Here is a 23,375-nt window from a genome sequence, read left to right on the forward strand (position 1 = left end):
TCCAGCTTTTATCTTCTGCTCATCTTGTCAATCGCTTCCCACAGCCCGAGCAGATACATTATTCCCAGCGCTCTATCATATAAACCGTATCCCGGCCGTGCCTTTTCGCCCCATATCATCCGTCCATGATCGGGACGCATATACCCATCAAAGCCTATATCGTAATAGGCCTTCATGATTTCAAACATATCAAGCGATCCATCAGAAGACAGATGGGACGTCTCATAAAAGACCCCCTGCTTTTCAATCTTGATATTCCTTATATGGGCAAAGTGTATCCTACCCTTGCCGCCAAAATATCTTATCATCTCAGGTAGGTTGTTTTCCAAATTGGCTCCCAGCGAACCCGTGCACAGCGTGAGCCCGTTATACGGGCTGTCAACAAGATTGATTATCCTATCTAAGTTTTCTTTACTGGTGACGATTCGCGGCAGTTTAAATATTGACCATGGTGGATCATCAGGATGGATAGCTAGCTTCACATCATATTCTTCACAAACCGGAACTATACTTTCAAGAAAATACTTCAGATTCTGAAACAGCTTTTCCTCATCAACATCATTATAAAGTTCAAACAGCCTTCTTATCTCTTTCAACCGGTAAGGCTCCCAACCAGGCAGCGAATATCCTCTTGAGCCGGATTCCATCTCATTGATCAGTTGAATGGGATCCAAATCCTTGATTTCGTTATCGTCATAGGACATGACTTCCGAGCCATCAGGTAATTTCATGGCCAGATCGGTTCGTATCCAATCGAATATCGGCATGAAGTTATAACACAACACCTTGATACCGGCCTGACCCAAATTTTTTATGGTTTCTTTATAATTGTCTATGTAACGGTCTCTGGAAGGCAGGCCCAATTTTATATCCTCGTGGACATTAACGCTTTCTATCACCTCTAGTTTTAACCCGTGATCCTCTACCTTCTTCTTCAATGCCAGTATCCTTTCTAGAGGCCACACTTCTCCTACTGGAATGTCAAACAATGCAGAAACCACTCCGGTTACACCGGGTATTTGCCGTATCTGTTCAAGGGTTACGCTATCGTCGTTTTCTCCAAACCATCTGAATACTACCTTCACTCCATTCACTCCTTTTAATGATTTTTGTAGTAGATATTATACACTATGATAGTCGCTCCAACAAACTTAAAAGATGTTTATAAAGGCTCAGGAAATATCAGGATGAGCAAATAGCTCCGAAATAACCAGGGATACCGCTCCCATAGCTCCCGCATGAAGCTTCAACCTCGAAGTCCTGATTTTTGTTCTGTGGTATTTATATACCAAACATTTCTTCTCCACTTCATTCAATATTTCAGGCAGGATAATGTCTTCTGCCAGAGACAGCGTATTCCCGATTATCACCAACTCTGGATTAAAAGTATTTATTAAATTTATTATTCCTATACCCAAATTCCTGCCTATCTCCTTTAACCCTTCTACTGCAATGATACTACCTTCCCGCGCATACCGTATTATACTCAGCGCATTTAATCCATCTATGGTATTGCGATTTATATATTTGTCCTGATTCCCCCTCTCCAATTGAGCATACATGTAATTGAGCAATGCCCTCTCGGAAGCATAATTCTCCCAGCAGCCAGTATTCCCACAGCTACATATTTCATCGTATATATTTATAGTCGCATGCCCTATTTCTCCAGACAAACCAGATGCTCCTCTGTACAGTTCTCCGTTAATTATTATCCCTGTGCCAATTCCTATCCCTGCACTCACATACACGAAGTTGCTGCATTCAATGCCAATCCCAAACCACTTTTCACTCACCGCTCCTACGTTGGCTTCGTTATCTATATGAACCTTTATTTCAAATCTATTCTCCACAATGTCTTTGAGAGGCACATTTGTCCATTTCAGGTTGGGTGCCATCAATATTGTTCCCTTTCTGTAATCCACAATACCAGGAACGCCTATACCAATACCCATAATTCCATTAACAGTCTTAGGGGTATTTGCCACAGCTTCAGCAATAGATTGCAGCAAAAACTCAATGACCTTTTCTTGCCCTTCTCCAAGCCTTAAATCTACCTTTTTTTCCCAGATTATATTCCCGGTCAAATCAGCCAAAACAGTTAAAATATAATTTACGCCTAAATCAACCCCTATTATGCAACCTCCTTTATCGTTTATTGTTAGCATAATAGGTTTTCGTCCACCCTTTGATTCACCGGGCCCTATTTCCTTTACAAAGCCCTCACGTATGAGTTCATCTACTAGAAAAGAAACCGTTGACTTATTCAAGCCTGTAAACTCAGCAATACCAGCCCTTGAAATGACCTCTTTTTTTCTTATAGTATTTAAAACTATGGATTTATTGATCTGTTTGACCAATAGTTGATCCGCTGTAATCATATTATGCCCCCACTTCACTTAATCAACTTTTTTGTCTTTCAAAAATATGTATTATGGTTTATAGTATATAATAACATAAACGCAAGCCTTTTTCATCAAAATTCAAGAACTTCCGACAACCACATCGCAAAACCTTCTCACCGGACACAAAGCACATGCCTCGGATTTTTTGGGTTTGTATTCATCAAATGGTTTCATGCCCAGCAAAGCAGGCGACTCAGCTACCATCTCGTCAATTATTTTCTCGGCATATCCTTTATTGATCGGGACGCTTATAGCCCGGCCTGCGTTTAAGAAATATATAACCGCCTCGTCCACAATTACCCTTTCACCCTTGTAATGGAGTACCTTATTCAAAGCCCAGGCGTAGCAGACAAGCTGGTCGTGATAGTACATCGCCTTTTCTTCGGCTTCAGCAAGGCTGTTTACGCGAGTGGTTTTATAATCTATGACGGTGGCCCTGAACCGTCCTTCTCCCCGATAAATATCCACCCTATCGACGATCCCGGAGAAGTAAAGGCCCTCATCGATAGGCACCCTAAAGGCGTATTCTCTCAAGCTATCGAGCAGCTGACCTCGTACCTCTTTTGCGCGCTGTTTCTCTATCTCACACAACCCCTGCATATATCCTTTAAGCGCCGACACATCGCGTTGGATATCGATGCCCAGTTCTCGAGCAAACTCGGTCAAGGTTTCGATTTTCAATCCGGGCAAATCAGCCACATCGACTTCCTTTAGCAAAAGATGAACGTTTATCCCTAAATCAACAGGTGTGGTCTCACCTGCCCACTCATCCATCCTCTCTTCCAGCAATTCATGCAGAAATGCGCGGCTGTCCTGTTTGAGGTTCAATATATTTTCAAAGTAAAACCTTCTGGGGCAGTCCTTATATTTCAGCCAAGACGATATGCTTATGCTTCCTTCACGGGAAGCATCCAGGGGTTTCAGTTTCAGCGTAAAAGCACCACCTACATCGACGCTCTTCAAAACGCCTTGACCATTGTTCCCCTGCTTTGCTTGGAGACACAGCAGTTCCTCTGCCTTCACTTCTATCAGCTCGGCAATGTTGCCGGATTGCTTTATAGCCCACGTGAGCTGCTTCATGAAACTGTTCAGCTTTTCAGGGGCGCAATCCTCACCTATATCCTGACGCTCGCCTATCAATGCCAGATACTCCCTTGCACGGGTAGCCGCGACGTAGAAAAGCCTTCTTGACTCGTCAAGCTCTGCCAGCAGCCTACGGTTATAAATCTCGGCATATGCTGGGTTTACGGCCTCGTTTAGCTTGCCTTCACCGTCAACACCCATAGCCACCAGGTTGTTGTGTTCATTCAGCAGGAAAAGGAACTTATTCTTTTTGGCCTGCGCATCCAGCGCCTGATCCATATCGGGTATTAAAACCGCCCTGAACTCCAGGCCTTTTGAAGCGTGGATGGTCAATATCTTCACCGCATTGCTGTCCTCGCTGTCCAGCGAAGCCTCTTCTTCCCTATCCGATGACCTGCTCAGAGTATCCACGTACACCAGGAAATCCCGGGCTGTATATATCCCCTTATCCTCAAACCGCTCAACTATTCCCATCAGCTTTTCCAGGTTGCGCAGCTTTTTCTCGCCATAGGGTAGGGCCATCAAGATTTCATCATACCCTGTCAGCTCAATGAGCCTATCAAATAATTCCGCTGCATTTGTTATCCCGCCAAGGGCACAGACGCCTTTAAGTATTGAAGCCGCCCTTTGAACCACCCATGCTTCCTCATCCTGCAAAGCTTCTGAAAAAGCCTCCATCAACGCATCCGGCCTGGTATGTTCCATCCCCTGTTCTTTCACAAATCCTGCAAATTCGAGCAAAAGGTCATCGGAAAATCCGAATATTGGCGATCTCAGTACGGTAAACAGAGCCAGCCTGTCGTACGGATAAAACACCAGCCTGTATAGAGCCAGTATGTCGGTTACCTCCTGCTTGCTCCAAAACCCTATTCCCCCAAGCACGCAGTAAGGGATACGGTGGTTTGTAAGCGCCCGTTCGACCTGCGCCAGCGAAGACCTGCTCCTTAAAAGTATGGCTATGTCGCTGTAATCAAAGCCTTGTGATACAAGCCTGTGAATGGCTGCCGCAATCACATCCCCCTGGTAGTCCTTTTTGCCCACCGAAACTATATCGTCGTATTCCCCTTCCAATACCTCTTTAAGCTGATCCATCGAATCCTCGGAGAGCAGCAACCCCTTTGCCAAATCCCATCTTGTCCTGGGCTTGACCTGCTTTAAAGCCTCCTTACCCCATGTTATAAGCTCCACCTTTGGCTCATTGTAGCGTTCATCCTTCTGCTGCTCGGGGTATTTTAAAGGCTCATATGGGTTCAATAGGTGTTTAAACACCCCGTTGACAAAACCTATGATGGTTTTGGTGCTCCTGTAGCAATTGCTCAAGTATTCCACCCTTCCACCGTGCTCAGAGATCTGCCTGCACCCCTCTTCAAACACCCTGTAATCCGAACCCCTGAATCCGTATATGGACTGCTTGTAGTCTCCGACTATGAAAAGCCTTCCTGCAGGTATGCATCCATTCCTGTGCGTAAGGAGATCAAGGATTTTCTTTTGAAGGGGATTGAGGTCCTGAAACTCATCCACCATTATGGCAGTAAACTTCTCATGGTAGTATTTCTGTATATCGGGGTTGCTGAGCAGCCTCAAAGCATTAAGCTCCAAATCGTTGAAATCGAGCATATTCTCTCTGTCCTTGTACTGGCTATAGCTCCTGTACAGGCATTGTATCAGCCGCAGGCCCACATCTTCTAAAATGTGCATAAGGTCCGCTTCTGCACCTTTTACCTTATCCTCCTGGCTGTATTGCCCCACCTGCACAGACTCTTGACTCACCCGGCCGTCCGTTACACCATCGCAACCGTCCCCTGGGCCATCGCAGTCAGATTCTTCATAAACATTATTTGCGCTTTCATGAGCGCAATCAGTTTCTCCATCCACTTCATCGCTTTGAATATCACTACTGCCCTTTTGCTCTGTTTCTTCACAGCTTTCTCCGGTTCCAACGCTCGATTTCAGATCCTCTGGCGTACATCCCCTTTCCATCATCGCCTTGAATGCCGATAAAATACCATCTTTAAGCTCACCGGTAAAAAACGATATCGGCAATCTGTCGGCAATAGCCGCAACCATCTTTGTGTTTTGCGGGTCCTCGACAAACTCCCGTATTACTTCATCGGCTATCCTTGAAAGCACGATATCCCTGTCGATCTCGTCCATTACCTTAAAATCGGGGTCGATGCCCAGATACGCAAAGTTTTCGCGCAGCAGCTTGGCGCAAAATCCGTGTATGGTATCGATGTTGGCGCTGGTGATACGCATCCTCAATCCCGAAAGCCTTTTCTTTTCATCCATGCTGCTTTTTAGGATCCTATCCGAAAGCTCCTTGCGTATCCTATCCTTCATCTCGGCTGCGGCTTTGCGGGTAAAGGTTATGGCAACGATCCTGTCAAGGTCCACATCGGGATTTTCCAGGATCAGCCTTATGAAGCGTCGCGTTAACACCCGCGTCTTGCCGGAGCCTGCACCCGCCCTCACTGCGATGCTGGCAGCGATGTCAAGAGCCCTGGCCTGTTCCTCGTTTACGCCATACCTCTCGCATATATCCTGAAGCATCATCACACCCTCTCCTTTCTGGCCATCCTGGCTTGGTCGTGCCTGCACATGCCGCTGTAGGCACAGCCGAAGATTCCCGCCGGGCACTCCTTTTGCGGCATGAAGTACCCCTGCCTTATCCTGTCTATGACCTTTGCGGCCTCCTTCAGGCTCCAGGACAGCACTACCTGCATATTGCCTTTGGCAGGGGTTGCCCTAGGCCCTTTTTTACCTTCAAACAGCGCATTCTTTATATCCTTCCGAATTATGCCGTTCCATTCCAGCTTTTCAATGCTGTAATACAAAAGGGCCAAGCACTCGGGATTTTTCACTCCAAACCGCCTCTTTATCATTTCGTCGACGGCAGCGTGGTACAGCGGCAACTGAAAATCGCTGCCCTCTATGCATTCCTTTATGCTCTTTATGCCGCTCTTTTTGTAATCGTATATTATGTATCTGCCTGTAAATCGGCCTTTTGCATCGGCCTCCATATCCACCCTGTCTGCTACGCCCCGTATGACGGCGCTGCATCCGTCGATTGTGGTTTCAAAAAATTCTTCCAGCATCACCGGTTTCAAAATACGCCCCGTAACCTCATAGTACCTTGCCATGCTCCGGGCATCATGGATGATGAAATTCTCCAGCACGCTATGCAGCTGCTTCAAAGCAAAGTCCTTAAGCGGAGGCAATACATGGTCGAGGTGCAGATCCTGTGCCTGCTCAAAGAAGATGGCGTTAAACCTTTGCATATCGGGTGTCAACACATCATCATTGCCATGATAGTAAGCCTTCAGTACGGAGTGATAAAAGCTCCCAATGCCCATAGATCGTTCAGCGGCATCATCCTCAGCCTGTATGTCAAGAACCCTCTGGGCAAAATAGGTGAAAGGGCACCACACATAGCTGTTGAGCTGCGAAGCAGAGAAGGCATACTCCAAATCCTGCTGTTTGAGGCGTGGTAGCGTAAGCCTGCCATCGTAGGAATCAAATTGAGGGCAAAATTCCCTTGAAAATTCGATATTGGCTGCATAAGCCGAATACCTAAGCCTGTTTGCTGCCTCGTCAGCAGACACTTTCCAATCAATACGCCGGCCGCCCTGAGCATTCCTAATGTGCAGGCTGAAGGCCTTTATCGCTTCCCTTGCGCTGCAGGGTTTTTCATCAGACGCCATCCTGTCCCTCATGCTGACATGCTGTGCCACCACAGCCCTACGGGTTTGCTCATCCAAAGTCGACAGCACTTCGTCTATAAAAGGCGAGGGGATCATCACGCTCCCGTCCTCATCTGCCGTCCTGTAGGAGAGATAAAGGCTTTTTCGCGCCGAAGATATGCAGGCATTAAACCTGATTTTCTCACGCTCAAGCTCCCACCACAATGGCCTTAAGTTGATGCCCACTTCGAAAAGCCTGTCAACTTCGCATCCGTCAAATATGCCGACGCCGCTGCCGCCGACAGGGAAGATGCTCTCGTTCAATCCCAGGACAAAAACCGCATGGTACCGCTGTCCCCTTAAGAGGTCGGGAGTAATAAGCCTCACCCCTCCCCTCTCCGCGCTGAGGTCAGCGGCCTGTTGCTCAGATAAAGCAGATATAACATCATGGACAGCCTGTTGTAAAGTTGCAATGCCGCCTTCGGAAGCATACTGCCCATAGGCCTTATACAACCGTTCCAGGGCCTCAAACATCCTGCTCACGGCCTCTATATCGCGCAGCCACAGCCCCACATCCAGCAGGCCACGGTTGTAAAGCTTTGAAATTTTATCCTCTATGTTAAGCCTTTTCAAAAGCTCGTTAAAGAGCTGAAAAAACTCCACCGGGCTGGAATTTGGGGCGTTCACAAGGCTCTCCAGCCCGCTTAAAAATTCGGTGACCACGCCTATGTACTCCTCCATACCTGCCCTGGCTGCATCGTCCTGCGCTGTCTCAGCGTACCCTTTTAAAAATTCCGCAAAGTACATTCCGGGCTGTCCAGAATACTCTCCAAGTATGCGCTCGGCAATAGCAAGCAGCCTTGCAACATCAAACCCTTCATGATGCAGGACGTCAAACGGCAACAGATACTTGGAGGTAACTATGGATACAAAAGCGCTGTCCCTCTCCTCCTGATAGAGCACAAATTTGAGCAACGATATTATATCCTTTATCAGCGGTATCGACACCAAGCCGTTTTGCCTTCGAGCCTTTATGGGGATGCCATACTCCCTAAATACCTCTAGAACCTTATCCCTGTAGCCATCCATGTCAGCAACCACAACGGCTATATCAGAGGGATTCACGTTTGAATCCTGTATAAGCCCTTTTATTCGCCTGGCCGCCGTCCTTATCTCATGGTCAATACACGGGCTGTTCAGTATTTGTAGGCTTTCGCCATCAATCTTTACGCTTGCCCCTCCGGAATAAAGCCTTCTGGCCAGCTCCTCAAGATAGAAACCAGCATCAACACCGGCTTCTACGCGCTCAAATCCCAATCCCTCAAAATCCTTGACTATCTCCTCCATCACAAACTCTCGATTATAGTCATTTTTAAATGGTACATTGACGTATATGGGAATATCGGGATGGCTCTCCATTATTCTGCTGACCAGGTTCAAGTTCACGGGGTCCACGTTTACAAACCCATCTATGACTATAACGCCCGTGGCTTTCAATATTCTGGCATCCTTGCACGCCTTGATAGCCTCAATCGAAATGTCTTCTATGTCCATGAGATTCCTACGCGCCTTAAACCTCTCATACTGATGATAAATTTCGTACACACTCCGGCACTTTTCAAGTAATCTGCCGTAAAAGCTCGAGGTCCTGACCCAAAATTCATCGGGCGTGACGCACGAACGCTTAAAAAGCCTTATGGTATCAATCATGAGATTTAAAAAGCCCTGCTTGTATCTCACTCGCCTGAAAAAATTATCCTCCGAAAGCCCCTCAACCAACCGCCTTAATATGACCCTTTTCTCGGTATCATCGATCACACGCTTCTTCCTCAGCTCATTCTCCAGGATCATCCGTTCCAGGTCATCAAAGCCAAAAACGTGGCAGTTGAAGATACCCCCCATTTGTTCGGCAAAAAGCCGCCTCACGTCAAACATGGCTTCCCTTGAAGGCAGTATGTACAACGCCGTCTGCCCCTGCTTTATGCGCTCTATGCACTCCATGACCAATGCATGTCGCCTTTTACATGAATAGGGTTCAAAGTATAAAATGCGCATAAGGTACCCCCCAGCTTATGATTGATAACAGCCAGAATGAAAACGTAGCAGCTGTTTCGCGCATGCTTTTTATTTTATCTTGAGTGCTGATTTAATTTACGTGCTCCATAAGTTATGGTACTACATGGAAACAAACATGTAAATATCATAAAAAATATGTTTTACAGCCTCAAAATCCGTTTATGAAAATATATTATAAAGAATGAGGACGAAAGAAGGTGGTACTATGTCCATAAAGTGGAGGCCCGAGTTGGAAATCGGCATTGAGGAGATCGATAGACAGCACAAAGCGCTGATAAACGCCGTCAACGATTTTTTACAGGCCTGCGCCGAAGGGAAAGGCAAAGAAGAAGTGGGCAGCACAATGGACTTCCTCTCGAATTACGTGGTGACGCATTTCAATTACGAACAGGATTATCAAAAGAAATACGACTATCCCAAGTATGAGCAGCATTTGATGATGCACCAGGCTTTCCTCAAAGAAGTTGAAAATTTAAAGAAGAAATTTGAGAATGAGGGAGCTTCCCTACATTTTACCATTCAGTTTAGCAAAAAGGTGGTAAACTGGATTATAACCCATATTTGCGGGGCCGATGCAGAATTTGCTGCATATGTTAAATCCCTGAAAAACAGCGATAAATAGGCGTTGACTTTAATTTTAACTGTAAATTTGATATAATTTTAAAGGGCCATAAACAAAGTAGGGAGGGATTAAATTGTATTACAGGGAGTTTGGGAACTTAGGGTTTAAAGTTTCAACATTTGGTATGGGTTGCATGCGTTTGCCCCTTAAAATACAGCCGGACGGTTCAACGGATCAGTCGGTCATAGACGAAGAAGAAGCCATCAAGATGATCAGGTATGCAATAGACAACGGAGTCAATTACATAGATACCGCTTATCCGTATCATGGCGGCAACAGCGAAATTGTGGTGGGCAAAGCCTTAAAGGATGGATACCGTGAAAGGGTGAAGCTGGCCACTAAGCTTCCCATGTGGAAAGTGGAGTCTTATGAAGACTGCGAAAAGCTGCTGGACGAGCAGCTGTCAAAACTTCAGGTTGACTATATTGATTTCTATTTGCTGCACGCTCTGGATAAGGAAAGATGGGAAAAAGTAGAAAAATTCAACATATTGAAGTTCCTAGATAAAGCTGTCGAATCTGGAAAAATAAAATATCCTGGATTTTCATTTCACGATGAACTGCCGGTATTTAAATCGATAATAGACGCATATGACTGGAAGATGTGCCAGATCCAGCTCAATTTCCTGGATGAGAACTATCAGGCCGGGGTAGAAGGCATGCGCTACGCCGCATCCAAGGGAATACCCGTCGTGATAATGGAGCCCTTAAAGGGTGGCAGGCTTGCCCATAACATACCCAGGGATATTCAGGAGCTGTGGGACAGCTTCAGCGTGAAACGTTCTCCGGTTGAATGGGCATTCAGATGGCTGTACAACTTCCCTGAGGTGACAGTCATCTTAAGCGGCGTCAGCACCATGGAACAGCTCAAGGAAAATATCGAGATATTTAAAAACGCGGCCCCCAATTCAATGGCTCAAGAAGAGCTTGACTTGGTTGCCAAGGTAAAAGCCGCGTATGAAAGCAAGATAAAGGTGAGCTGTACATCCTGCAACTACTGCATGCCCTGTCCTTCGGGAATAAATATACCCAGAATATTCAGCCTGTACAACAACGCCTCCATGTACGATGATATTGCAGGTCAGAGCAAGGGATATAAGAAACTCATTGATGAAGGGGCCGATGCTTCCAACTGCGTAGAATGCGGCCAGTGTGAGAGCGCATGCCCACAGGGCATACCTATAATAGAGAAGCTCAAGGAAGCACACCAAGTGCTGACACAGGGATTTTAACATCTTTGCCGGAAGAAGTCTCCATCTTCTATAAGATGGAGATGAATTGTGGTTGACTCGATTGGCAAGAAGAATCTTCCACTTTTTTAAACGAGAAATGCATGTTGTACGGAGATGATCGCAAAGAGCAATATCTGTAAAGCCTTTGATAAAAGAAAGGCAAAGGAAGAGAGGCAGAGGATGTCAAAAAGAAAAGCTCCTTGCCCTTCTAGCAGCGATGAGCAAGGAGCCTTTCTTTTTTACCGCTAAATTTGTACCAATTGAACATGCCAGTTAAACATACCCATTTTATACCAATTAAGCATGCTCATAGCTTAACTATTAAAATGAAAAACGTTTATCAACTCTAAGAAGCATCAGAAACATCAATATTTCCATGGCATTTCTTGTATTTCTTGCCGCTACCGCAAAAACAGGTATCATTGCGTCCCAGCCGTTTTTCTGGGAACAGCTCATATCGCCCTGTTTTTGCAATAATGCCGGCGCGTTCCCTTTCTTTCAATACCTTCAAAGCCAATTGTTTGAAATAGGGCATGGAATGCTCAAAGAATTTTTTCCAGCCAGCACACAGCCAGCTCAGCTTACTGGAATTGCCGCCACCATACAGCCTGTGCTTGAGGCAGTCTCCCGAGCATAGGTAAAGCCACCGGCACCTCTGACATTCGCTGTTCCACTCGGCCTTTTGCTTCCCAAACTCCACATACGTGGGGCTGTTTTGCAGCTCCTCCCAGCTGTCCTCCATCACGTTCCCCAGCTTAAGCTGGCGGGTGACAAAGAAGTCGCAAGGGTATATATCCCCATTGTACTCCACCACAAAGTACTGACAGCAGTTCCCCGCCAGATGGCATGTGGTGTATATCCCATCCACCAGGAAATTCAATATCGAATCAAATATCCGAACCGATACTCTGTACACGTCTGACTTTATCCACTCATCAAAAATTTCGCACAGAAACCTTCCCCATTCTTCCCCGGCTACGGTGTAGGGCATGGGATTTCCCTTTTCATCAAACTCCACGCAGGGGATGTACTGGTGATAGAAGCACCCCATGTCCTTCAGGTATTGGTATATCTCCCTGCCTTGCCCCGCGTTTTTTGCATTGACCAGCGTCAGTATGTTAAACTCCACCCTGTTTTTGCGCAGGCATTCGATGCCCTTCAGCACCATACTGTGGGTTCCCTGACCGCCAGCTGTCCTACGATAGTGATCGTGCAGCTCCTCTGGCCCATCCAGGCTGACCCCTACCAGAAAGTTGTACTGCGCTAGCAGCGCAGCCAGTTCATCGTCTATAAGCGTGGCATTGGTCTGAAGGCCGTTGGAAACCTTAGCGCCCAACCTACCATACCGCTGCTGAAGCGAAACCACCTTTTCAAAAAACCGCACTCCCATAAGAGTGGGCTCCCCACCCTGCCAGCCAAACGAATAAACCGGCTGCTCTGTTGCCATATAAGTGGATATCATACGCTCAAGGACATCATCAGGCATCCTGTGAATATGAGTTTCGGGATACAGCAAAGACTTGTCTATATAAAAGCAGTATTGGCACCGCAGATTGCAGTCGGCCGACGCCGGCTTTATAAGCAAAGAAAAAGGCTTGACCATTTCCCCTTTAAAACCCCTTTTGCTGATATCTTAACGCTTTTTATAGTTGATCCTGCTAAATATCACATTCCATAAGACTTTACAAACTCCGGGTCATATGGCGCCCTTCTGCCGGGACAATTCTCCCTGGAACACAGCTTGCAGTTCTCAAAGCCGACCTCCGTAGCAAACCGAATGCCCGATACCGACTTTATAGGCAGCATCAAATAGCTGTCGGTCAATTCCACCCCTATATACCGCTTAGGGTCATCCAGTATCTGAAAAAGCTGCCTCTGCTGGCTTATTGGCCAATCTTGCAGCGAACCCGGGTTCATGCTAGACGTTTTGCCCGGATGGAAGTTCTCATCAAGGTGTCTCTCAAAAGCCTTTAAGGCTTCATAGAGCGCCATCTCCTTGATGCCGTCTGCCCAGTAGCTCTCCAGAATATCATCTATGGTCTCGGACCATCTTTCCAGTTCAATACCGCAAGTGACGATATACGGGAACACCCTGTATACGTGCTCCAGGTTGGTGCGAAGTATACGGCTGGTCAATTTTATCCCGTCCACTATTACGAAATCCTCTCCCTTATCCTCTACATAGGCCTCCTTGTACAACACCTTGGGCCTGCCTATCTCTTCGGCCTGACGCGCCAGCGCTTCCACCTTTGCCGCATCCTGACTGCCCGGCTGCAAACGAAACTTCTTAAGCAGCCTGTCAACATCCACCTTCCAGGAAATATTATCCAATACCATTAACCCCACAGTACATCCCCCGTTTCCAATCAATACTATAGTCTCAGAGCCCTCTTAACATCATATGTTTGCCTTTTATTTTTTATAAAGCAAATCTTTTCGGTTCATCAAAATGCCATTGAAACAATGGATTAATTGCTCAGCTAAAAATCAACAATCTCGTTGAGCATATTCAATAAAGTCTGTTATTAACAAAACCAGAGCTCACTTGCTACACAAAACTGCAGGGTTTTTGCTTTAATGTTACCTACAACCTTAAAATAATCAAATGCTATACAGTGAAAAATACAACATCACCCAGCGCTGCTCCTGCAGCCTTTGCCACCTCATCACATTTTATCTTGAGCAAAAAGAATATCCTGTCCCGTGCCATCTCATGCTGCTCAAGCGACTCAAAATTGGCCTGCCCCTTTGATATGATGAGTGGAGCTTTGTTCAGTGCATCGGCGAACTCCTGGGACATGTGCTTAAAGCTTACGCCCAGAAACCGCGAGCCCGTGGTGATCACCCTTGCCGCCTTGTCCATACCCACGTAGGCAGCATCTTCCATGGTAGAATCATTGAGCACAGGGCCCTCTTTGACGACATACGTCACCTTTTTCCCCAGCCTCACCAGCTCTTCTACCAGTACCTTGTCAAACACAATCTCTCCCGCATTGTCACCCAAAAACAGCACTTCATCAACTTTCTCGAGCTTTTGTTTGAATCTATCGTAATGGTCCTTCGAAAAGCCGGTTTCTATGCTGTACCGCAATTCTCCTTCGATGTCAAAGCTTCTTCTTATACCCAGATCAATCACATTCCCTGCCACTGCTATCTTGAGGGCACTATGCAGCCTGTCTCCATACTCGTCCAGCATCTGTTTTAGGCGGGGATACAGCTCAAGCGCCAGGTCATTTGATTGTCTTTTAACTTCCTTATAGGGGTCATCCACACCCATGAGCTCATATGTTTTCAAGACGGCATAGGTGGAATTTTCCGCAGGGGTGGCATTCCTGTCAAACTCCTTCACATAATCCATGAGCTTGAACAATATCTCATGCTGAGAATCCTCATTAAGCCCCGCCATTCTCATGCACGACACGGCCTGCTTCAGATAGCAATGCACGCAATCAACCGTGGCTTTCAACGCTGTGATTCCCCCTTATATTATATACTCCTCGCGCTTCTTTGGCCTGCCCTCCAGTTCTGCCTTCTTCTCCTCATAACCTGGGCGGCCCATAAGCGCATATGTGGCGTTCTTGCCTTCCTCCACTCCCGGCTGGTCAAACGCATTGATGTTGAGCAGCTCACCAGCAAAGGCCGTTTCAACTTCCAGCAGATAAAGCAGCTGCCCCACTGTAAACGCATTGACCTCAGGCAGTATGATGGTCCTGTTCATCCGTTTGGCCTTGTAAAGCGCATATTCAGTGGCCGTCTGCTCGGCATGTAAAAGCTGTCCCAAAGTATGGCCTCCAAGAAACGAAACGGCAGGCATGTCCTCATAACCTTTGGGGATATCAACTTGGCTGCGGAAATTCTCCACCTTTATGAAGGTTATGACCTTGTCAAAAGGCCCTTCGGTATACAGCTGTATCTGGGAGTGCTGATCGGTAACGCCCAGAGCTTTTACGGGAGTTTGTCCCACATACACTTCTCTGCCCTCAACGTCAAACTTTTTGCCTAAGCTCTCAGCCCACAGCTGTGCATACCAGTCAGCCATATACTTCAAGGAATCGGCATAGGGCATCATGACGGATATGTTCTTGCCCTGTTTCATGGCGATGTACTGAAGAACAGCCGCCATATAAGCCGGATTTTCAAACACGTCATCCTTGCTGCACAGCTCATCCATATAAGCCGCCCCTGCCAGCAACTCCTCGATATCGATGCCGCACACCGCCGCTGGCAAAAGCCCCACAGGTGAGAGCTCGGAGAACCTGCCTCCCACACCAGCAGGAATATAGAAGGTCTTAAATCCTTCCTCCCTGGCTATACGGATGAGATTGCCCTTCTCGGCATCGGTAGTGGCAATGATATGCTCACGGTACTTATCCCCAACAGCTTCTTTTAGCATGTCCCTCACAATCAAAAATTGAGCCATGGTCTCCGATGTGCTACCGGATTTTGTTATAACGTTAAACGCCGTACTCTTGACATCAATGATATCAAACAGAGCTCTCATCCGTTCAGGGTCTATGTTATCCACCACATAAAACCTCGGACAGCCGTTTCGCTTTTCCCTGGGCAGCTCGTTGTAATGCAGATGGTTGAGCGCCTGATGTACCGCTATAGGCCCCAAAGCCGACCCACCAATGCCCAGTACCACAAAGCACTCGAATCTTCTCTTTATATCCTCTGCAGTGGCCAAAATATCCTTGACCATATCAGCCTGGGTATACGGCAGGTCCCTCCACTCGGTTTTACCGGCCTTTCTCTTCTCCTTCAAAGCTTCAATGGCAGCCTTTATCCTGGGCTGCAGCGCAAGGATCTGCTCCTTGCTTATGCCGTATTCCTCTCCAATCATATCTGACATCATGTTGTTGTAATCAAACCTTATCCTCATGCTTTCTCTCCAGCTGGCATCTTCAAACCTCTTCATGAGTATCTTACCCCTTTCTTTAATAAATCTATGATCTTACTGTAAAAGGTGTATTTTGCTGCTTTAAAACGAAATCCGCAATTTTGAAGAAAAAATAACAATAAGCGAAAAACTGCAAGCCGAAGCTTTGTTTTATCAAGCTACATTTAAGCAAATTAAGTTTGCAGCAAAATCAAATATACCCTTCTATCAGCATCTTATTTTCCACGCTCTTCTCAATGAACTGATGCAACCGTATGAACACCAGTCGGCTCTCACAATCACGGAAGATAAAGTGCCCGGATTTAGGGAAATACTGAATTTCTTTATTTTGACCCAAAAAACTGTCGTATATGTAAGACGCACTCTTCCAGTCTACGATATCGTCCTTTTTCCCCTGTATCACTAGAAGAGGGCAGCGCAGCCTGTACAGTGCCTTTTTTACCTGATGGAACAGCCTGTTAAAGCCCATCAAGTGGTACAAAGCCAGGATGATAATCCTGTTAAGATGCGGGTTACCCACTCTTACACCTTCACGGTACAGCATTTCAAGCAGTTTCTTGGCATCAACCAGATATATGGGGGTATTTATGGTTATCAACGCATCCACCATATACTTTTCGGCAAGAAGTATGCCTATCAGTCCCCCAACCGAAACGCCTATGACCACCACATAATCGTATTCTTTGTAAAACTCCTCAAACTCCCTCTCGGCCCTGTACAGCCATTCTAAATAGGCATAAGTGTTAAACAACTTTACAGAGCCAAATTCTATGCCAATTCCACAACAATATGTACCGTACCCCTGCTCCTCCAGGTAAGAACAGAGAGCTTCCACTCCAAAGCGGTCACCGCTGACACCGTGAAGGATAAAACACCCTACCCGACCGTTTTTTTTAGCAAATACAGCCACGACTGCCCTCCTTTCCGATTCAGATTAACAGACATATTTTATCATACACAGCCGGCACCTTCCATGAACAATTATTCCCATTTATTCCCCTATGATCTTTACGAGAACGCGCTTGCGCCGTTTCCCGTCAAACTCGCCATAGAAAATCTGCTCCCAGGGTCCCAGATCCAGTTTACCATCGGTGATTGCAACCACTACCTCTCTGCCCATTATGGTGCGCTTCAAATGGGCATCGGCATTGTCCTCAAATACATTATGCCTGTACTGTGAATATGGCTTCTCGGGAGCCAGCTTCTCCAGCCATTCCTCAAAGTCCTGGTGAAGTCCTGGTTCGTCATCGTTTATGAACACGCTGGCGGTGATATGCATGGCATTGCATAGGAGCAAGCCTTCCTTTATCCCGCTTTCCCTCACACATTCCTCCAAAATAGGGGTAATATTGATAAAATCACGTCGCTTGTTTACCTCAAACCAAAGCTCCTTCCTGTAACTCTTCATTGCCTTCCAGCCCCCCTCCTTTACTTTTAGTTTTGCCCTTCATCTTTTTACCATTCATCAATCATCCAGCGTATACGCCATTTTCTTCCTGTATAACGGGCTATGACTGCCCCGTGATGGTCGTTTCGCAACACCTTTGATCCTCTATTCTCCAGCCTCTGCAGCACCTCAGGGCTCGGATGCCCAAAGGTATTTTCTCCAACCTGTATAACCGCCAGCTGCGGCCTTAAAACCTCCAACCATTCATCAGAAGAGGAGGTATTGCTGCCGTGGTGAGCTACCTTCAATATATTTATCGGCAAATTCCAGCTTTTCAACAAGTATTTCTCTACATCAGCCTCTATATCTCCTGTAAAGAGAACAGCGGCATCCCGGTAGCGCAGCAAAATCACCAGCGAACGGTTGTTATCGCCTCTATCGAATAACGCTTCAGGCTGCGCCCCTTCAGCATCGGGATACACCACATCAAGCCGCACGTCCCTGCCCACCCTGTACGACAGGCCAGAATAAGCATACACGTTTTTGATGCCTTTTTCAAGCACCAGCTCTTTGAGGCGGATATATTTATCACTTTTCTCCCCAGGAGGATATTCCATAAAAGCCCTCACAGGAATATTTTCAAACACCGCAACCAATCCTCCGATGTGGTCATCATGAGCATGGGACATGACCACAAGGTCGAGATGCCCCACACCGTTCTTCAGTAAGAAAGGCACTACGACGTCTTCACCTACATCAAACGTACCAGTATAGCTTGCGCTCTTACCACCACCATCTATCAAAATGTACTTTTCATCCGGAGTCTTGATGTATATACAATCTCCCTGACCAACATCTAAAAATACCACTTCCAGGTCATTATCCAGCAGGGGAGCCAGTATCCCAGCCAGCAACAGGACAGCCGCCATGACGCCGCACCACAGCAAAGGCTGCCTCACCCATCCCGGCTTCTCTGGCGACAGAAACCAAATCGCCAGGTAATAGCATGCCAGAAAAAGGAATGAAGGCGAAACCACGCGCACAAAAGCCCATGAGATGGCTGCAAAAATTTCATTTCCCCTCACGAGCAAAAAACTCAAAAGTTTGACGGCCGGCCCCAGCAAAACTCCCATAGGCGAAATCAGCAAAGCCCCGACCATCAACGCAAAACCCGTCAAAACTAACAACCCTGACAGGGGCACCAAAAACAGGTTGGCAATCATGGCAACAACCGAAAAAGCGTTAAAATGATAGGCTATGATGGGCCATACCCCCAGCTGGGCCGACAGGGTAACCGATAAGCCGGCCGCCATCCACCTGGGCAAAAACTTCAACCAGCTCTCAAAGCATTCGGCAAACAGGATGATGCCCACAACTGCAGCAAACGACAGCTGAAAGCCTACATCAAACAGGTCCAAAGGCCTGACCAGCAATATCGAGAAGGCAGCCACAAACAGGTTGTTGAGCATATCCGGCTGGCGCCCCACCGCTTTACCTCCCAGAAGCAAAGCGGCCATAACAACGGCCCGCACCACCGATGGGGCAGCCCCCACCATAGCGCAGTAAAGGCACAGCAGGCATACCTGAAAGACAAACGCCTGCTTTTTTGTAAGGCAAAGCAGCCTCGCAATGGACAACAGGGCAGCCGCAATAAACCCTACATGCAGCCCTGATATGGCAAGCAGGTGAGACAGACCGGTAGTCTGAAAATTCCGCTGTACCTCTGAAGGCAGTAGCCACTTCTGACCAAGCAGCATGGTCTTTACAAGAGCGCCCTCTTCACCGCCCACATATAGATCAAATACGGCCTCAGCACGGCTCTTTAAAGCATAAATTAATGACCGCACATATGAGAGACTGCCAATACCTGTCTTTTTTATGCTATATGGCTGCACCGACATAACGTTGTAAATGCCGCGCCTTTGCAGGTATGCCCTGTAGTCAAAGCCTTTTGGATTGCGCTGGCCCGGCGGCTCTTCAAGCCTGCCCCTTACCTCAACGATATCCCCATAGCTGTAGCGCTGCCTCTCCTTTTGTTGGCCTTCGGGATAAACGCTAACCTGAACCTTGGTTTTTACATTTCTCTTGTCCCCCTCCGCCACAACCCAAAGCGTCTCAACTACGTAAATATCTCGTTGCTGGGTATACCTCGGGCTTTCCACAATCTGTCCCTGTATCTGTACCAGTTTATCCGTTATGTCTCCAAGAGGGTTTGTGGGATTCAGCCTTACCTGTACGGCCAGAATGCCAAACAAGCCAAACAGAATCAATACCGGGATCAGGCCGGCATTGCTCTTACGCTCCAGCATCCAGGCCATACCGGCTACCAGAACAGCAGCCACTCCGGCAAACAAGGCAAGTTCCTTACTGAGCCTTGTTCCTACCACAATCCCGATGATATAGGCGGATGTCAGCCATATCGCAGGACGTTTTACCCAAACCGTCAAGGCCCATGAAACCCCTTCCACTCGTGTCAATCGTACCGAATGTGCAAAGCATTTAAATAGCCGCTTAATCTTACAGGAGCAGATTTCAGCGGGTTGAATGTAAAACAAACCGCTTTTCTAAAACACGATTTTTTAAGATAAAACTTCACAAAACTTTCTATCACCAAAGTCTTCTTCAGCCTAAGCCAGGTCTTATACACTGTATGCCTTCATTTCCTGGGCAATAAACGCACCGGGATAGCTTGCCGCAGCTTCAGCCAGTATGTCGTTTTCGTCATACCATGGCCATATATGGGTGAGCATCAACTGCTTTACATTCGCCTTTGCCGCGATAAGCCCAACCTCCCGGGCAGTGAGGTGTGGCACGTTCGGACTGGTTTTGTCCTTCTCCAGCAATCCCGCATCGGCAATAAAGAGGTCAGCGCCACAGGCAAACGCTTCTATTTTTTCGTTATAGTTGGTATCGCCCGTGTACACTAATGTCTTGTTCCCTCCTGCGATTTTGATGCCAAAGCTCTGAACGGGATGCGTCATTTCCTGGAAATAAAATGACAGGTCCTCTATTTGCAGCTGCATACCATCGTGGATCGGATGCACTTCAAATACGTTTTTAAAAAACAACCTATCGTATTCATCCTTAGGAGTCTCAGGAACATACACGGGAAGCGGTTTAACCTCCCTGAGCCCGCGGACGTTTAAAATATCCAGTGCATAACGTAGCACCAGCATATCCGACATATGGTCGCTGTGCAGATGCGAAATGATAATCGCATTTAATTCATCTATAGGGCAAATCTGCTGGAGTCGGCTGAGCACCCCATTGCCGCACTCCACCAGTATCCTGGTATTTCCCTCCTGTACCAGATATCCCGAACAGGCTCCTGAAGCCGCAGGAAACGGCCCGTATTTGCCAAGCACCGTAACCTTCACAGCCATCGTCCTCCTCTATGGCTTATTTTTCCTCAAAATTCTCGATTATATATCAAATATTAGCATATTTTGCTATATAAATAAAGAAAAAACGGGCAGAAAATTTTTAAAACACCCTGTGAAAATAGTATCAATTGATGTATAATAATATATAAGCCAAAAACTCGGGAGGGATCAGTATAAAAGCTACAGCAACCAGGTCGGTACAACAGACGTTATTGTTCTCCAACTCAAAATACCATAACTTAACTTTTGACCAGGTGTATGAGCATATACTCAACTTCATCAGGCAGGCTCCTTATTGCGAATACCGCCTGTCGGTGGGTTCGGATTCGCAGGTGGGCAGAAATACTGTGTTTGTCACCGCCATACACCTTCACCGTATTGGCAGGGGTGCCATTGGCTTCATTACCAAACACGTAGTTCCCAGGCCCATGAAAAGCCTCCGGGAAAAGATATATTACGAAACCGCCAGGACCCTTGAAGTGGCTGCCCTATTCACTCCCGATAAAATTGAGAAAATCGTGCAGTGCCTAATCAGGCCTTCGGGCCGTTCAGGCGATATACACTTTGAGTTTCACCTTGATGTCGGTATCAATGGTGCCACCAGGGATTTAATAAATGAAATGGTGGCCATGGCCAAGGGCACAGCCTTTGAACCAAAGATTAAGCCTGAAAGCTATGCGGCCAGCTGTTATGCCAACCGCTACACCAAAGACTCACACCTGTATAGAGTATAAGAGACGGTTTTAGCCATTAGCAGGGTTTAGCGTGTTTTTTGAGGAGACTTATATTTATAGGATGTGTAGTGAAAAGACAAAACTTAGACTGTTTAAATAGCAGCAAAGCCCCCTCTTTTTTAATTTCCTTTTATTGAAAAATGCTCTTATTTTGTAGTGCCTTAATTTTGCATCATTCATTGACACGCGCTCCAAAATTCCTGGTAGCATATTCGAGCACCAAACCCTGTCATGTCTAACCTAACCAGCATCAGTTCTAGCATCTATTTTATCGAAAGAATATGCAAAAAGACCCCATCTTTTACAAGATGAAGATGAATTGCTAAAAATGTGATAAAATATTTTTCGGGTGATGGCTAAGGTACAGAACTTAAAGTAGCTGGCGAGTCTGCAGTTGAGCAGATAGTCAGTAGTGGATGTGTGGACCACCCTGTGAGAATAAGGGTAGCTTAGACTACCAAACTTCTCATGAAGCCACCACCGCTATAGGTGGTTGATAGTTCACTTCAAAATAGGGTAATAAAGCACAAATAAATAAAAATCACGCCTATAAGGAGGAAATTTTTATGAAAAAAATAACGCCTTGCCGCCCGAAATGGAATGGTACCATGACAGACCGCGAGCGGTTTAACAATCAGATGCATTACAAGCCCTTCGACCGGTGCTTCAATATGGAGTTTGGATACTGGGATGAAAATTTCAAAGAATGGCCCATATTTGTGGAAAACGGCATCACCAACAACCATGAAGCCGACATCTTCTTCAATTTCGACAGAATAGAAGTAATAAGCGGCAACGTATGGATGTCCCCTCCCTTTGAATCAAAGGTGATTGATGAGACCGAAACCACCAAAATCCTCATCAACAGCGACGGCCTCCTGGCTGAGGTGCCAAAAGATGGCCATGACACCATTCCACACTTCATAAAATCCTCCATCGTAACCCCTGAAGACTGGAAAAGGTGCAAAGAAGAACGCTTCCGAAGGGATGACCCTTCGCGGAAAGTGGATATCGAAGCGCTCAAAAAAGCCCATCCACCCGACAGGGACTATCCGTTGGGCGTAAACACCGGTTCAATGATCGGTAAGATTCGCGACATGCTCACATTCGAAGGCCTGGCATATGCCTGTTATGACTATCCTGATATGGTTGAAGACATGGTGGAGACCTGCTGCGTCCTAGTTGAGGATTTTTTGGATCAGGTGCTGCCACATTTCGATTTCGATTTTGCAGCAGGATGGGAGGATATATGCTTCAAAAACGGGCCCATAGTCTCGATCGATTTCTTTAAAAACGTGGTGGTGCCGCGCTATAAGCGCATACATAAGAAGCTCAAGGAAGCCGGTATAGATATATGGTATGTTGACTGCGATGGCGACGTCCGGCCTCTTTTGCCTTACTTTTTAGAGAGCGGAATCAATTGCCTGTTCCCCTTTGAAGTCAACAGCTGCTGCCATCCAAAAGAGCTCCTTAATGAATACGGGAAGGAATTGAGAATCATGGGCGGTGTAGACAAAATGGTACTGGCCCAGGGTAAAGAAGCCATCAAGGAGTACCTCGAAAGCCTTGTACCGCTGGTGGAAAGAGGAGGATATATCCCGTTCTGCGACCATCGCTGCCCGCCCAACGTAAAACCCGAAGATTACCTTTATTACCTCGACCTGAAAGAGGAGCTGTTTGGCATGAAATAGCCTGCCGTTATATAAAGCTACATAAAAAACAAAAGGAGCCATGGGGACTTATAAAAACCTCGTGGCTCCTTTTCGTTTTATCAATTCTTGTTGTTCGTTTCATCCCCGAAAATAAATTCCCATACGCCAATTTGTATCCAGTACACCTGACGGCAGGCTCGAAGACGGCATCATTTACAGCTAAAC

At 46.6% G+C, this 23,375-nt stretch carries 16 protein-coding genes; 4 read left to right on the forward strand and 12 right to left on the reverse strand.

What is annotated here, in order from left to right; translation table 11 throughout:
• Positions 1-8: 8 nt before the first annotated feature.
• From uxuA to KVG29_RS01800, 4 genes are all read right to left on the reverse strand, one after another.
• Positions 9-1,085, reverse strand: a complete 1,077-nt coding sequence (gene uxuA, locus KVG29_RS01785; RefSeq protein WP_252226030.1) for a mannonate dehydratase — start codon at positions 1,083-1,085, stop codon at positions 9-11.
• A gap of 87 nt (positions 1,086-1,172) precedes the next feature.
• Positions 1,173-2,378: an ROK family transcriptional regulator gene (locus KVG29_RS01790; RefSeq protein WP_252226032.1), complete on the reverse strand. Its 1,206-nt coding sequence runs from the start codon at positions 2,376-2,378 to the stop codon at positions 1,173-1,175.
• 102 nt (positions 2,379-2,480) lie between these two features.
• Positions 2,481-6,122, reverse strand: coding sequence for a UvrD-helicase domain-containing protein (locus tag KVG29_RS01795; RefSeq protein WP_252226034.1), 3,642 nt, complete (start codon positions 6,120-6,122; stop codon positions 2,481-2,483).
• On the reverse strand, positions 6,038-9,220 hold the full coding sequence (locus tag KVG29_RS01800; RefSeq protein WP_252226035.1) for a PD-(D/E)XK nuclease family protein: 3,183 nt from the start codon (positions 9,218-9,220) through the stop codon (positions 6,038-6,040). The genes KVG29_RS01795 and KVG29_RS01800 overlap by 85 nt, the downstream gene beginning before the upstream one ends.
• Positions 9,221-9,446: 226 nt before the next feature.
• On the opposite strand from KVG29_RS01800, the gene KVG29_RS01805 reads away from it, so the two are divergent.
• On the forward strand, positions 9,447-9,863 hold the full coding sequence (locus tag KVG29_RS01805; RefSeq protein ID WP_252226037.1) for a bacteriohemerythrin: 417 nt from the start codon (positions 9,447-9,449) through the stop codon (positions 9,861-9,863).
• A 73-nt stretch (positions 9,864-9,936) separates the two neighbouring features.
• On the forward strand, positions 9,937-11,094 hold the full coding sequence (locus tag KVG29_RS01810) for an aldo/keto reductase (protein WP_252226038.1): 1,158 nt from the start codon (positions 9,937-9,939) through the stop codon (positions 11,092-11,094).
• 346 nt (positions 11,095-11,440) lie between these two features.
• Here the strand turns inward: KVG29_RS01810 and KVG29_RS01815 are convergent, their stop codons facing one another.
• The 8 genes from KVG29_RS01815 to KVG29_RS01850 all read right to left on the reverse strand — a co-directional run bounded on the left by KVG29_RS01815 (position 11,441) and on the right by KVG29_RS01850 (position 20,758).
• A complete protein-coding gene (locus KVG29_RS01815) occupies positions 11,441-12,697 on the reverse strand; it encodes an anaerobic sulfatase maturase (protein ID WP_252226040.1) in 1,257 nt (418 codons plus the stop codon).
• 62 nt (positions 12,698-12,759) lie between these two features.
• Positions 12,760-13,431, reverse strand: a complete 672-nt coding sequence (locus KVG29_RS01820; RefSeq protein WP_252226200.1) for a vitamin B12 dependent-methionine synthase activation domain-containing protein — start codon at positions 13,429-13,431, stop codon at positions 12,760-12,762.
• 271 nt (positions 13,432-13,702) lie between these two features.
• Entirely contained in the window at positions 13,703-14,560 is an 858-nt protein-coding gene (locus KVG29_RS01825; protein WP_252226041.1) for a damage-control phosphatase ARMT1 family protein, read from the reverse strand.
• A 15-nt stretch (positions 14,561-14,575) separates the two neighbouring features.
• Positions 14,576-16,012, reverse strand: coding sequence for a glucose-6-phosphate isomerase (locus KVG29_RS01830; RefSeq protein ID WP_252226043.1), 1,437 nt, complete (start codon positions 16,010-16,012; stop codon positions 14,576-14,578).
• 172 nt (positions 16,013-16,184) lie between these two features.
• Positions 16,185-16,904: an alpha/beta hydrolase gene (locus KVG29_RS01835; RefSeq protein ID WP_252226045.1), complete on the reverse strand. Its 720-nt coding sequence runs from the start codon at positions 16,902-16,904 to the stop codon at positions 16,185-16,187.
• A gap of 81 nt (positions 16,905-16,985) precedes the next feature.
• On the reverse strand, positions 16,986-17,402 hold the full coding sequence (locus KVG29_RS01840) for a secondary thiamine-phosphate synthase enzyme YjbQ (protein ID WP_025747460.1): 417 nt from the start codon (positions 17,400-17,402) through the stop codon (positions 16,986-16,988).
• 47 nt (positions 17,403-17,449) lie between these two features.
• Positions 17,450-19,828 carry a DNA internalization-related competence protein ComEC/Rec2 gene (locus KVG29_RS01845; RefSeq protein WP_252226047.1) on the reverse strand — a complete coding sequence of 793 codons (2,379 nt, stop codon included), beginning with the start codon at positions 19,826-19,828 and terminating at the stop codon, positions 17,450-17,452.
• Between the two features lie 192 nt (positions 19,829-20,020).
• On the reverse strand, positions 20,021-20,758 hold the full coding sequence (locus KVG29_RS01850; RefSeq protein WP_252226049.1) for an MBL fold metallo-hydrolase: 738 nt from the start codon (positions 20,756-20,758) through the stop codon (positions 20,021-20,023).
• A gap of 218 nt (positions 20,759-20,976) precedes the next feature.
• On the opposite strand from KVG29_RS01850, the gene KVG29_RS01855 reads away from it, so the two are divergent.
• Together KVG29_RS01855 and KVG29_RS01860 are read left to right on the forward strand one after the other, a co-directional pair.
• Positions 20,977-21,498 (forward strand): ribonuclease H-like YkuK family protein, encoded by a 522-nt coding sequence (locus tag KVG29_RS01855; protein ID WP_252226050.1) that lies wholly within the window; start codon positions 20,977-20,979, stop codon positions 21,496-21,498.
• Between the two features lie 566 nt (positions 21,499-22,064).
• Positions 22,065-23,189 (forward strand): uroporphyrinogen decarboxylase family protein, encoded by a 1,125-nt coding sequence (locus tag KVG29_RS01860; RefSeq protein WP_252226052.1) that lies wholly within the window; start codon positions 22,065-22,067, stop codon positions 23,187-23,189.
• Positions 23,190-23,375 lie beyond the last annotated feature (186 nt).

The sequence above is a fragment of the Caldicoprobacter algeriensis genome, assembly GCF_023838525.1.
GTDB lineage: Bacteria > Bacillota > Clostridia > Caldicoprobacterales > Caldicoprobacteraceae > Caldicoprobacter > Caldicoprobacter algeriensis.